This is a genomic window from Zoogloea oleivorans, assembly GCF_008107625.1.
Lineage (GTDB): Bacteria > Pseudomonadota > Gammaproteobacteria > Burkholderiales > Rhodocyclaceae > Zoogloea > Zoogloea oleivorans.
On sequence record NZ_SDKK01000012.1, the window covers coordinates 179,119 to 191,611 of the forward strand.

Sequence of the window (12,493 nt, forward strand, 5' to 3'; positions counted from 1 at the left end):
CATGTCTCCTCATTGACTTCGTTTGTTGAAGTTCTTTAATGTGGGGAACCCCGCTTGATCGGGGCCGCCTCCCGGTGAGTGCAATAGGGCTGTTAGCAGCTCCCGTGCCTGCCGGAATTGGCCGATAAAATAGAGAAAAATCATAAAAATCAGGCTCTTGTGCCCGCGCCGTAATTCCTGCAAAAAAATGCCGGCGGTGCGGGTGTACTGAAACGAGTCAACCGTCTTTTTCCGTTGACTTGTTACTGGCCGAAATGAGGAGACAAGAATGGGCGAGCAACGGGTTTCTTTTGAAACGAGAATGGAAATGGTGCGGCGCAATTTCTTCGGGGAGGGGAAATTGGCGCCGGGAATGCTGCCGGACGTCGTATTGCGCTCGTGGGAGCGTTCCCTGCAAATGGGCCTCACTACCGGCGACCGACGCGTTTTCAACCCGGCCAGCCGGCAGGACAAATCCCTTATCGAGGAACGCAGCCGGCCGCTCATTGCCTGCGCTCTGCCAGAGATGGAAAAGCTCCATCTCGCCCTCGGCCGCGCTGGCTGGGCGCTGGCCTGCATCGATGCGGAGGGCGTCGTCGTCCGCGCCGTGTGCGGTTCAGGGCCGGATGTGCGTGACCTCGACCGCATCTTCCAGGTGGGCCGCAATGTCAGCGAGGCGGCCATCGGCACCAACGGCCCGGCCTGCGTGATTGCCGAGGGGCGGCCGGTGGTGGTGCGGGCGGGGGAGCATTTTCTGGATGAAATCCTGCCCTTTGCCTGTGCCGCCGTGCCGCTCTTCAACCCGGCGGGCCAGCTGGCCGGCGTGCTCGACGCGACCCGCTTCAACAATGGCAACCCGGTGACCATTCTCGAACCCCTCACCATCGCCGCCCGGGCCATCGAAAACCGCATGCTGGCCGAGCTGGGCGGGGCGCTGACGATGGGCTTCCATTACCGGCCCGATCTGCTTGGCACGCCGCTCGAAGGCGTGCTCGTCTTTGCCGAGGACGGCCACATGCTGGGGGCCAACCAGGCGGCGCGGCAACTTCTCGGGCTGGAGGCCGGGCTGGATGCCGAGGCGAGTTTCAACACCTTGTTCGACTGCCCGCCGGAAACCTTCCGGCGCGCCCTCAGTGGTCGTCATGTCAGCGGCGTGGTGCGCAGCGATAGCGGCATGTTGTTCGATGCGCGCTTCGACGCCAGCCACACGGACTCTCTGCTGAGCCGCCTGCGCGAAGGGGCGCGGCGGGTGCATTCGGCGGTGCAGCTGCGGCCGGCTGGGGTCACCTCGTTGACGCCAAGCGACAGCGGCGGCGCCGACGAAGTGGCCAGCACCGCCATCCACGTGGCGAGCCGTGCCTTTGCGCGGGACATTCCGGTGCTTATCAACGGCGAAACCGGCACCGGCAAGGAGGTGCTGGCGCGGCGCCTGCATGACGGCAGCGCGCGGGCCGCGGGGCCCTTCGTGGCCATCAATTGCTCGTCGCTGCCGGCCGGGCTGATCGAGTCGGAATTCTTCGGTTACGACGACGGGGCCTTCACCGGTGGCCGCCGCGGCGGGGCGCCGGGCAAGTTCGAGCAGGCCCGCGGCGGCACCTTGTTTCTCGACGAAATCGGCGACATGCCGCTGGAGCTGCAGGGGCGTTTGTTGCGCGTGCTGCAGGAGCGCAGCTTCACGCGTCTGGGCGGCGCCAAGCTGATCGCCTTCGATGCGCACATCGTATCGGCCACCCATCGCAAGCTCGACGAGCTGGTGGCTGGCGGGCTGTTTCGCGAAGACCTGTATTACCGCATCAAGGGCGTGCGGGTGAGCTTGCCGGCGCTCCGCGAGCGCGACGACCGGGCCACGCTGATCGACGCGCTGCTGGTGCGCGAAGCGGGCGCCGAGCCGCTGCCGCGCCTGTCTGCCGATGCGCGCCAGTTGCTGCTGGCTTATCGCTGGCCGGGCAACATCCGCCAGCTCAGCCACGTGCTGCGGCTGGCCCTGACCCTGGCGGAAGGCGAGGAGGAAATCGGCGTCCAGCATCTGCCGGAAGAGTTGCTGGAAGAGCCGCTGGTGTGCGCCAAGGTGCGTCCGTCGGCACCGGCGGTGCCGGATGCGTGCCTGCGCGATGTGGAACTCAACGCGGTGCGGGAGGCCATGGACAAGTGCGCCGGCAATGTCTCGGCGGCCGCCCGCAGCCTGGGGGTGGCGCGGGCGACCCTGTACCGCAAGCTGCGCCTGCTCGATGTGGCCGGCTGAGTACGGTGCCGGCGCAGTAGTTAAAGGGCGATGTTGGCCTTCAGCCACAGGGTGCGGCCCGGTTCGTTCACCCGCGTGGTCTGGGTGAAACCGCCGACGCTGGCGCCGCTGCGGCTGATGAACTCGGCGTAGGTCTTGTCGAACAGGTTGTCCACGCCGGCTGACAGCAGCATGCCCTTCTTCGGCTTGTATGCCGCGTTGAGGGAGAAGATGGCAAAGCCCGACGAGGCACCGATGTCCTGGCCGACGATGTTGCCGTAGCCGGTGTCATAGCGGGTCTGGCCCTGCACCAGGCGCAGCAGGGCGCCGGCGCTCCACACCTGGTCGCCGTAGCCGGCGCCCAGGCGGGCTTCCAGCGGCGGAATCTGCGACAGGGGCTTGCCGGTCGAGTCGTTCTCGCCGCGGGTCCAGGCCAGCGTGCCCCAGGTTTTCCAGACCTGGGTCAGGGCGTAGCTCACATCGGCTTCGGCGCCGTAGGTGGTGGCGTCGATGTTGAAGGCGTCGGTGGCAAAGGCGTTGATCTGGCGAATCTGGATGAAGTCCTTGTGCTTGCCGTAGAACAGCGACGCGGAGGCCTTCAGCGGGCCGGCAGCGTAGATGGCGCCGGTATCGAGCTGGGTGACTTTTTCGGGTTTGAGGACGAAGGTGCTGGCCGCGCCGGTGTTCATCGTGGATGTGGCGCCGGGGGCTTTGCTGCGCTCCCAGTAGTCGGCGGCGCGCTCGCTGTGGCCGAGGCCGGCGTACAGCGTGGTGGTTGGCGTGAAGGCGCTTTCCCAGCGCAGGAAGCCGGCCTTGAGGGTGTTCTTGTCGGTCTGGCCGGAGGTGGTCTTGCCGCTACGCTGGTCTTCGGCTTCGCTCCAGTCCACGCGCAGGCCGCCGATCAGGCGCTGGGCGGCGTCGAGTTCATGGGACAGCTCACCGAACACGCCGCGGCTGTTGAAGCGCATGTCGGCGCCGCGGGGCAGGCTGTCGTAGCCGGCGACGGCAGCGCCGCTGGCCTTGCGCAGGGTGTGCTCGTTGGTCTGGAAGTCGATGCCGGTTTCGAGGCTGGTCTTGCTGCCCAGTTCGAGGGTGGCGGCGAGGCGCCCGCCCTGGGTTTTGCGGTCGGGGTTGCTGACCATCTGCATGCCGCTCTGGCTGCGCAGGCTGTAGTTGTCCATCACGTGGTCCACGTAGTTGTAGTAGACCTGCGCCTCCAGTTTGCTGACCAATGGGCTGATGCGTTTTTTCTCGAACTTGAGGCCGACGTTGCTGCGCTCGAAGCGGGCACCGTCCATGCTGCGGTCGGCGTAGGCGGCCTTGCCGTCGCTCCTGGCGAAGGTCAGCTCCAGGCGGGCGTCCCGGTCGGGCGTCCAGCCGAGGGCGCCGCTGGTGCTCCAGCGGTCGTAGGCCGAATGCACCTTGTTGCCGGAGCCGTCCTTGTAATCCTGGGCGTGGGAATGGGTGCCGGTGACTTCGCCGTAGAAGCCGGCGTTGCCGACACCGGCTTCGAGCACCTGGTCGTTGCGCCCGAAGTTGCCGGCCAGCAGGCTGGCGTCGGCGTAGGCCGAGAAGCTTTCGCGGACTTTCGGCTGGCGCTCGAAAAGCACCACGCCGGCGCTGTTGCCGGGGCCGTACTTGACGGTCTGCGGGCCCTTCAGCACGGTGATGCGATCGAAGGCTTCGGGGAAGACGTAGGCGGTGGGCGGGTCCATGCGCATGCCGCAGCCGCCGAGGATCATCTCGCCGTCGAGCAGGATGCCCAGCCGCGAAGCGGCCATGCCGCGGAACACCGGGTCGCCGTCGGTGCCGCCCTTGCGGATCACCGAGAAGCCGGGAATGTTCTTCAGGTAGTCGGCGCCGTCATGGGCCGGCACCGGCTGGCGCGGGGCGCGCGGGTCGGTGGTGACGGTGAGCGGGGCTTCCATGGCCGGGGCGGTGACGACCACCTGGCGCAGGGTGGTGGCTTCGTCCGCGATGGCCGGAAAGGCGCAGGCGATGGCGAGGGGCAGCAGGGCGTGCCGGAGCGGCGTGGGGCAGGACATCGTTGTGGGCTCTCTGGTTGGCAAGAGAGCGCCACATTAGTGAGGGGGAACGACGACGACGTTGACATGCAGCAAGATGGCGCCCCATTTTGGTGCGTCATAGTGTCGCAGCGGCCGCCCGATACCGGCGCGGCCGGTAAAAATCTACACGCGGAAGCGTGAAACGCTGGCTTTGAGGCTGTCGGAAACGCCCGCCAGGCGGTTGGCCGTGTCGGCCACCGAGGCGACGGCGGCGGAGTTTTCCTCGGACATCTGGGCAATCGCTTCGACGTTGCGGGCCAGTTCGGTGGAGGCCCCACGCTGTTCGCGCAGGGCATCGGTGATGTTCCCGATGGCGCCCTGCATGGTGCTTGCCGAGTCGCGGATGTCGCCCATCGACTCGCTGGCCTTGCCGGCGGCAACGACCACTTCGCTCACCAGCTGGCGGCTGGACTGCATGCTGGTCACTGCACCGACGGCGCCTTGCTGGATGGTGCCGATGACGGCGGTGATTTCCTGCACCGAGTTGGTGGTGCGCTCGGCCAGCTTGCGTACTTCGTCGGCCACCACCGCAAAGCCGCGGCCCTGCTCACCGGCACGGGCGGCTTCGATGGCGGCGTTGAGGGCCAGCAGGTTGGTCTGGTCGGCCACTTCGCGAATGACCACGGCGATCTTGTCGATTTTCTGGACCTGTTCGGAGAGTTGCTGGATCTGCTGGGCGGTGTTTTCCACCTGCTCCGACACCAGGCCGATCTTGTGGGCGGCATCGTCGACACCCCGGGCACTCGTGGTGGCCAGGTTGCCGGCTTCGGTCGCGCGATGGTTGGCGTCTTCGGAGCTGGAGCCCACGTGGTCGATGCTGACTGTCAGCTCTTCGACAGCGGCGGCTGCGGCGGCGGTGGCGCTGGATTGCTGCTCGCTGCTGATCGAGACCTGCTGGGCTGCCGTGGATAGCTGACTGGCGGAGCTGGCCACGCTGTTCGAGCTGCTCATGATGTCGCCGATGGTGTGGGAGAGGTCGCCACGCATCTTCTCGAGGGAGCCCAGCAGCACGCCGATTTCATCGTGTGCGGAGGCTCTGGCGGGGGCGGCGCTCAGGTCGCCGGCGGCAATGCGCCCGGCCATCTGGTTGGCGTCGGCGATGCGGGCGGTGATGCTGCGGATGGTGACAAGGCTGAGCAGACCCATGACGACCGCTGATGCCAGGAGAACGCCAATGGCGATCACGGTGGCGCTGTCCTTGGCGGCAGCGCCGTCGGCAGCTACCTTCTTGCCCAGTTCTTCGTTGAACTTCATGTGGGCATTCACCTCTTCGATGAATTTGACTGCTGCTGGCGCATTCTTCTGGAGCTGCGCCCGGGCCTCTTCATTGCGGTTCGCCCTGGAGAGCTCCAGGGCTTGATCGATGCCCTTGTTGTATGCGCTGAAGGCGGCGCGCTCGAGCTCCAGCAGGCGCTTGTCTTCGTCGTCGGAGAGGAGCGGTTCGTAGTCCTTGAAGGACTTTTCCACTGCGGCCCGACTTTCGAGAATCTGCTTGTCGACGTTCTCAATTTCCTTGGTGTCGGTAACCAGCACATGGCGATAGGTGCGGACGCGGAGGCGGCCGAAGTCAACCGCGACCCGGTTCAGTACTTCAATGCTTGGTACGACCATGGTGTTGCCGTAATTGGTGGCCTCGTAGACCCGGTTCATCTGGACGTAGTTGATGCCGGTGAGTGCAAGCAGGCTCACGATTGCGGCTCCGACGAGGAGCATCAGGCGCTGAACAATGGTCATTTTTTTCCCTTTGGTGGAAATCCGTTTTTGTTTGCCGGATTTGCCATGGCAACGGCGGCCATGCGGGAAACTTTAGTGGTCCTGCCGCGACCGTCTCCTGCTTGCGGAGACGGTCGCGGGCTGGCGAGGGACTTACTTTGCGGTGGCTGCGGGAGAGGGAGTTGGTGCGGCAACGGCGGGCGCCGGCGGCGGGGCGATGGGCGTGGGGGTGACGGTGACGCCCTTGGCCTTCTGGTTCTGGATCCAGCGCGCGGCGACCCTGTCCTGGGCGGTGGCGAGCTGTTCGTTGGCCTTGGCATTGGCCTCGGCGGTCTTGGCCTTGGCTTCTTCCTGTTTGGCCTTTTGCTCTTCGGTGGGGGCCGGCAGCCTGGCGCTGGCCAGGCCCGGCAGGCCGACGAGGAGGGCGAGGATGAGTGCGTTGATCTTCATCGTTCGGGCACCTTTCAGTGGTGGTTGGGGGCGGCGGCGGGGGTGTGCGTACCGTCGTCGTCTTTGGAGACCTTGCGGCCCCTGGCCGTTTCGTACCAGTAGGCGTGGTGCTCAAGGGCCCAGGTTTCGTCCACGTAGCCGCTCTTCATGCCGTCGATGGCGCGTTCCATGCCGATGGTGCCGATGTAGATGTGGCCGAGGGACAGGGACATGAACAGGATGGCGCCGACCGAATGCACCAGGTGGGCGAGCTGCATGTCCTGGCGGATCTGGCCGAGGCCGGGGAAGTCGAGCACCAGACCGCTGATGCCGACGATCAGGCCGAGAATGGTGACGCCGATCCAGAACCAGGTCTTCTCGCCGAAGTTGAAGCGCCACGACGGCACGTGTTCGCCGGAAAGCAGCCCGCCGGCCTTGCGAATCCACAGGGCGTCCACCCGCTGCCACACGTTGTCGCGGGCAAACAGGGCGACGAAGAACAGGGTGGAGACGAAGAACAGCGGCCCGGTGAGGTTGTGCAGGTTCTTGGCGACCCACGCCAGCCAGCCGAACAGCGTATGCCCCATGAGCGGCAGCAGCACGTGCTTGCCGAACAGCATGGTCAGGCCCGACAGCGCCAGCAGTACGAAGCAGCCGGCCAGAACGAAGTGGGCCATGCGCTCGACCGAGTTGAAGCGCTCGATCAGGCGGCCGGTGGGCTTGCCTTCCAGCATGATTTTGCCGCGCAGCTTGTAGAAGGCGGCCAGGGCGATGAAGACGCCGACCAGCATCCAGCCGCCCCACACGGTGATCGGGCCGTTGCGCAGTTGTCGCCAGCGTTCGCCAGAAGCCTGGATCAGGGTCCGGTCGGCGGGGGCCTGGAAGGTGATGGACTGGTTTTCACCGCGGCGCACGTCACGAAAAGTGGCGGCGTTGTTGCCGGGTTGGACCAGCGTGGCGGCTTCGCTGGTGGCCGGTGGCGCGTCGGCCGCCAGCGCCGGTTGAGCGCCGGCGAGGCAGGCTGTGACCGCCAGCAGCGCCAGGCCACGCCGTGCCCGCGCAAAAGTGAGGGAGTTCATGCTGGTCTCCTCAATCCGGCATGCGCCGCAACTCGTTCTGGTTGCCGGAGCGGGCGCGCAGGTCGCTTTCCCAGGTGGCCTTGTCGCCCTTGTAGGCGGGGCCTTCCCAGGGGCGGGTGTCCACCTTGCCCTGGTATTCGCCGGCCTTCTTGTCGAGCACCTGGGGCGATTCCTTGCAGCCGCCCAGCAGGACGAGACTCAGTGAGGCGGCGAGCAGGGCGGCGTGGCGCAGGCTGTTCATTGGGCACCTCCGGTTTTCTCGGGAACGGGGGCCGTCGCGGCGGCAGCCCGGGTATCGGCGTCGGCGCTGCCCTTGCCGTAGGCGGTGGACCAGCCGATGGCCTCGACACCCTTGCCGCCGCGGCGGATCACCCGCTCGCGGAAGATGTTCGACACCTCGACCGCATCGCCGGCCAGCAGGGCCTTGGTCGAACACATTTCGGCGCACAGGGGCAGCTTGCCCTCGGCGAGGCGGTTCTTGCCGTACTTTTCGAACTCGGCTTCGGAGCCGTCTTCTTCGGGGCCGCCAGCGCAGAAGGTGCATTTGTCCATCTTGCCGCGAAGGCCGAAGGTGCCGCTTTGCGGAAACTGCGGGGCGCCGAAGGGGCAGGCGTAGAAGCAGTAGCCGCAGCCGATGCACACGTCCTTGTCGTGCAGGACCACGCCTTCTTCGGTGCGGTAGAAGCAATCCGTCGGGCACACCGCCATGCACGGTGCGTCGGAGCAGTGCATGCAGGCCACCGACAGGGATTTTTCCTGGCCGACGACGCCGTCGTTGATGGTGACGACGCGCCGGCGCTGGACGCCCCAGGGCACTTCGTGTTCGTTCTTGCAGGCGGTGACGCAGCCGTTGCATTCGATGCAGCGCTCGGTGTCACACAGGAATTTCATTCGTGCCATGTTTGATTCTCCTTGCCGGGCGCTCAGGCCTTGACGATCTGACAGACCGTGGTTTTGGTTTCCTGCATCATCGTCACCACGTCATAGCCATAGGTGGTGCCGGCATTGACCGATTCGCCGCGCACGATGGGGGCGGCGCCGACCGGGTAGAAGTTGAGCAGGTCCTGGCCCATCCAGCGGCCGGAGAAGTGGAAGGGCAGGAACACCGTGTCGGTGCCGACCCGCGGGGTGACCAGCGCACGCACCTTGATCTGCGAGCCGGTGGGGCTCTTGACCCACACCCAGTCGCGGTCGCGGATGCCGCGCTCGGCGGCAGTGGCGGGGTTCAGCTCGACGAACATGTCCTGCTGCAGCTCGGCCAGCCACGGGTTGGAGCGGGTTTCCTCGCCGCCGCCTTCGTATTCGACCAGACGGCCGGAAGTCATGATCAGCGGGAAGTCCTTGCCCACGTTCTTCCATTGCTGCTGCACCGTCTTGTAGAGGGTGGGCAGGCGCCAGAAGGCTTTCTTGTCTTCGTGGGTCGGGTACTTGTCGATCAGGTCGGGGCGGGTGGAGTACAGGGCCTCGCGGTGCTTGGGCACCGGGTCGGGGAAGTTCCACACCACGGCGCGAGCCTTGGCGTTGCCGAAGGGGTGGCAGCCGTGGTTCTTCATGGCTACGCGGATGATGCCGCCGGAGTTGTCGGTCTTCCAGTTCTTGCCCTCGGCGGCCTTCTTTTCGGCGTCGGTGAGCTCATCCCACCAGCCCAGTTTCTTGAGCAGGGTGTGGTCGAACTCGGGATAGCCGAAGGGCAGATCGGAGCCCTTCGAGGCCGAGCCGTCACCGGCCAGCAGCGAGGTGCCGTCCTTCTCGACGCCGAAGTTGGCGCGGAAGTTGCCGCCGCCTTCCATCACGTGAAGGCTGGTGTCGTAGAGGTTCGGCGTGCCCGGGTGCTTGAGTTCCGGGGTGCCGTAGCATGGCCACGGCAGACCAAAGTAATCGCCGGCGCAGGGGCCGCTGTCGGCCTTGAGGGTGTGGGCGCTGAAGGTGTCCATGTGCTTCATGTGCAGCTTCAGGCGCTCGGGGGACTGGCCGCTGTAGCCGATGGTCCAGGTGCCCCGGTTGATTTCGCGCAGGGTGTCTTCGAGGTTCGGTTCGTCCCAGCCCTGCTTGTCCTTGTCGAGCTTGATGTTCTTGACGAACTCCTTCTCGAAGCCAAAGCGCTTGGCGAAGGCGTACATGATGGTGTGGTCGGGCTTCGATTCGAAGAGCGGCTCGATGATCTTTTCGCGCCATTGCAGCGAACGATTGGACGCGGTGCACGAGCCGGAGGTCTCGAACTGGGTGGCGGCGGGCAGCAGGTACACGCCTTCCTTGCGAACCGAGGCGGCCATGGCGGCGGTGGCGGACGGGTAGGGGTCGACCACCACCAGCAGCTCGAGGGCCTTCATGGCTTCGAGCATGTCCTTGCCGCGGGTCTGCGAGTTGGGGGCCATGCCCCAGTACACCACCGCCTTGAGGTTCGAGTCCTGGTCGATCAGCTCGTTTTTCTCGAGCACGCCGTCGATCCAGCGCGACACGGTGATGCCGGATTTCTCCATCAGGCCCGGTGAGGCGTAGCGGCCCTTGACCCATTCGTAATCCACGCCCCACACGCTGCACCAGTGCTTCCAGGCGCCGGCGGCGATGCCGTAGTAGCCGGGCAGGGAGTCGGGGTTGGGGCCCACGTCGGTGGCGCCCTGCACGTTGTCGTGGCCGCGGAAGATGTTAGTGCCGCCGCCCGAGACGCCCACGTTGCCGAGGGCCAGCTGCAGGTTGCACATGGCCCGCACGATGGCGTTGCCGGTGCTGTGCTGGGTCTGGCCCATGCACCACACGACCGTCGACGGCTTGTTCTTCGCCATGGTCTCGGCGATCAGGTGCACCTGATCATCCGGCACGCCGGTGACGTCGAGCACCTTGTCGGCGGTCCATTGCATGGATTCCTCGCGGATCTTGTCCATGCCGTACACGCGGTCTTCGATGTACTTCTTGTCGTCCCAGCCGTTCTCGAAAATGTGGCGCATGACGCCGTAGATCAGCGCGATGTCGGAGCCCGAGCGCAGGCGCACGTAGTGGTCGGCCTTGGCGGCAGTGCGGGTGAAACGCGGGTCGGCGACGATGATTTTGGCGCCGCCCTCCTTGGCATGCAGGATGTGCAGCATCGACACCGGGTGCGCCTCGGCGGCGTTCGACCCGATGAAGAAGATCGCCTTGGCGTTCTGCATGTCGTTGTAGGAGTTGGTCATCGCCCCGTAACCCCAGGTGTTCGCCACGCCCGCCACGGTGGTGGAGTGGCAGACGCGGGCCTGGTGGTCGCAGTTGTTGGTGCCCCAGAAACTCACGAACTTGCGCAGCAGGTAGGCCTGCTCGTTGGAGTGCTTCGAGGAGCCGACCCAGTAGGTGGCGTCGGGGCCGTCCTTCTCGCGGATGGCCAGCAGCTTTTCACTGACTTCCTTGAGGGCGGCATCCCAGCTGAGGCGTTCCCACTTGCCGTTGTGCAGCTTCATCGGGGTGCGCAGGCGGTGTTCGCCATGGCCGTGCTCGCGTACCGAGGCGCCCTTGGCGCAGTGGGCGCCGAGGTTGATCGGGCTGTCGAAAACAGGTTCCTGGCCGACCCACACGCCGTTCTTCACTTCGGCGTCGATGGCGCAGCCGACCGAACAGTGGGTGCACACCGAGCGGCGCATCTCGACGGCGCCGGCGGCCTTGCTGTCGCTGGCGGCATCGGCCGGGCGGACCATGGCGAAGGGCAGGCCGGCGCCGATGGCCCCGACGCCGGCGGCCAGGCCGGAGCTCTTCAGAAAGCTGCGTCGATCCAGGCCGCGAGGGGCGGAGAAAGTGGACGCGGTGTCTGCCTGGGCGCTACTGGCCGGGCCGGACGGACGGTTTGATCTTTTGACCAGCATGGTGATCTCCCTTACAGCCGGGTGCTGCGGTAGTAGCGTTGGATGTGACCGGTGAGGCGATAGCCCTCGCCCTGGCCGTCGGGTTCGGCGAGGGCTTCGGCCGGGGGCGCTTCCGGGGTCTTGACGGCGGCGACCGCGGCAAGCGCCGCCACGCCGGTGCCGGTGCTGGCGAACAGGAAGCTGCGCCGGCCCAGGCTGGTGGGGGCGTGGGCGGGCTTGTCTTCGGGTTTGCTCATGGGGGTCTCCCTCTGGACTGAGTCGGTCATGATTCGATGTGCAGGGCGCGCCCTTCGAGGGCGAAGTAGGCGGCGGCGAAGCGGCCCACGCTGCGGTAGAAGTCGGCATCGCCGGCGGTGGCCAGCGCGTTGCAGCAGGCGGCCACCCACGGGCGCAGGTGGCGGTCGAAGAAGTGTCGCTGGGCGGCCAGGCGCTCATCACCGGGGCGGCGCACATCCACCACCAGCACGCGCATCACGTCGCATACGGCAGCCAGGTGGTCTTCGCTTTCGGTGCAGTTGTCGCGGCGCGCCAGGCCGAGGGCGGCGAGATCGTCGCGCAGTACGGCCAGCGGCTTTTCCATCAGGAAACCGGTCAGGTACCAGGAGCCGTTCATCACCACCTGGGGCTTGCCGGTGGAACTGAACAGAGCATGCCATTCCTGGCCGATACGCTCGGCATCGGCGCCCTGGCAGGCGCTGCGCAGGGCATCCCAGCTTTCGCTCAGGGCAAGGCCTTCGGGAATGCCCGGGTCGGCATGGAGGGCGTCGGCGCCGGCCAGGCTGGCGATCAGGAAGGGATGCGGCGGAGCCGCCAGCAGGTTGGCCAGCAGGCCGTAGAGGCCGGCCCGGGCTTCGTCTTCCGGGGCCAGCAGGCTGGCCGTCTCGGGGGTGGGGTGGGGAGAAGAGCGGGTCGTCATCACAGGTCGAATACCGTGGTTTCGGGAGCCTGGCCCTTGCCGTGCTCCAGCATGTCGATCACGCGGCAGTCGCCGCACATGAGCAGGCGCTTTTGCTGCGCCGGGGTGGCGAACAGGCTGTGGCCGCTGAGTCGCGCCACCATCGTCTGCACCGTGGCCGTCGAGCCGAAGGGCTTGCCGCAACTCACGCAGTGGCACGGCGTGTCTTCGTTGAGGGTTTGCGGCTGCTTGGCTGACGGGCGCAGGTCGAGGCGGGCCGACAG

At 66.3% G+C, this 12,493-nt stretch carries 11 protein-coding genes and 1 pseudogene; 1 reads left to right on the top strand and 11 read right to left on the bottom strand.

Annotation, left to right across the window (positions count from 1 at the left end; all coding sequences use genetic code 11):
* Positions 1–9: 9 nt before the first annotated feature.
* Positions 10–321 carry a hypothetical protein gene (locus ETQ85_RS26245; protein WP_187394716.1) on the bottom strand — a complete coding sequence of 104 codons (312 nt, stop codon included), beginning with the start codon at positions 319–321 and terminating at the stop codon, positions 10–12.
* 31 nt (positions 322–352) lie between these two features.
* Here ETQ85_RS26245 and ETQ85_RS14245 point away from each other — a divergent pair, with 31 nt between their 5' ends.
* Positions 353–2,221 carry a sigma-54-dependent Fis family transcriptional regulator gene (locus ETQ85_RS14245; RefSeq protein WP_246128770.1) on the top strand — a complete coding sequence of 623 codons (1,869 nt, stop codon included), beginning with the start codon at positions 353–355 and terminating at the stop codon, positions 2,219–2,221.
* A gap of 20 nt (positions 2,222–2,241) precedes the next feature.
* Here the strand turns inward: ETQ85_RS14245 and ETQ85_RS14250 are convergent, their stop codons facing one another.
* The 10 genes and pseudogenes from ETQ85_RS14250 to ETQ85_RS26250 form a co-directional block, all read right to left on the bottom strand.
* On the bottom strand, positions 2,242–4,245 hold the full coding sequence (locus ETQ85_RS14250; RefSeq protein WP_148579732.1) for a TonB-dependent copper receptor: 2,004 nt from the start codon (positions 4,243–4,245) through the stop codon (positions 2,242–2,244).
* Positions 4,246–4,389: 144 nt separating this feature from the next.
* Positions 4,390–6,000 (bottom strand): methyl-accepting chemotaxis protein, encoded by a 1,611-nt coding sequence (locus ETQ85_RS14255; RefSeq protein ID WP_148579733.1) that lies wholly within the window; start codon positions 5,998–6,000, stop codon positions 4,390–4,392.
* Between the two features lie 132 nt (positions 6,001–6,132).
* Positions 6,133–6,429 carry a formate dehydrogenase gene (locus tag ETQ85_RS14260; RefSeq protein ID WP_187394711.1) on the bottom strand — a complete coding sequence of 99 codons (297 nt, stop codon included), beginning with the start codon at positions 6,427–6,429 and terminating at the stop codon, positions 6,133–6,135.
* 14 nt (positions 6,430–6,443) lie between these two features.
* The gene (locus tag ETQ85_RS14265; protein ID WP_148579734.1) at positions 6,444–7,487 is read right to left on the bottom strand and encodes a formate dehydrogenase subunit gamma; all 1,044 of its coding nucleotides are present in this window, start codon (positions 7,485–7,487) and stop codon (positions 6,444–6,446) included.
* A gap of 10 nt (positions 7,488–7,497) precedes the next feature.
* Positions 7,498–7,728 carry a hypothetical protein gene (locus ETQ85_RS14270; protein ID WP_148579735.1) on the bottom strand — a complete coding sequence of 77 codons (231 nt, stop codon included), beginning with the start codon at positions 7,726–7,728 and terminating at the stop codon, positions 7,498–7,500.
* Positions 7,725–8,387 (bottom strand): formate dehydrogenase FDH3 subunit beta, encoded by a 663-nt coding sequence (gene fdh3B / locus ETQ85_RS14275; protein ID WP_148579736.1) that lies wholly within the window; start codon positions 8,385–8,387, stop codon positions 7,725–7,727. The genes ETQ85_RS14270 and fdh3B overlap by 4 nt, the downstream gene beginning before the upstream one ends.
* Before the next feature lie 23 nt (positions 8,388–8,410).
* Positions 8,411–11,314, bottom strand: a complete 2,904-nt coding sequence (locus ETQ85_RS14280; RefSeq protein WP_148579737.1) for a formate dehydrogenase subunit alpha — start codon at positions 11,312–11,314, stop codon at positions 8,411–8,413.
* A gap of 11 nt (positions 11,315–11,325) precedes the next feature.
* Complete coding sequence (locus tag ETQ85_RS14285) at positions 11,326–11,550, bottom strand: formate dehydrogenase (RefSeq protein ID WP_148579738.1); 225 nt, start codon at positions 11,548–11,550, stop codon at positions 11,326–11,328.
* A gap of 26 nt (positions 11,551–11,576) precedes the next feature.
* A complete protein-coding gene (locus tag ETQ85_RS14290; protein ID WP_148579739.1) occupies positions 11,577–12,230 on the bottom strand; it encodes a TorD/DmsD family molecular chaperone in 654 nt (217 codons plus the stop codon).
* Positions 12,230–12,493 (bottom strand): annotated as a pseudogene (locus ETQ85_RS26250) ([Fe-S]-binding protein); the annotation flags it as partial. The pseudogene ETQ85_RS26250 and the gene ETQ85_RS14290, both read right to left, overlap by 1 nt.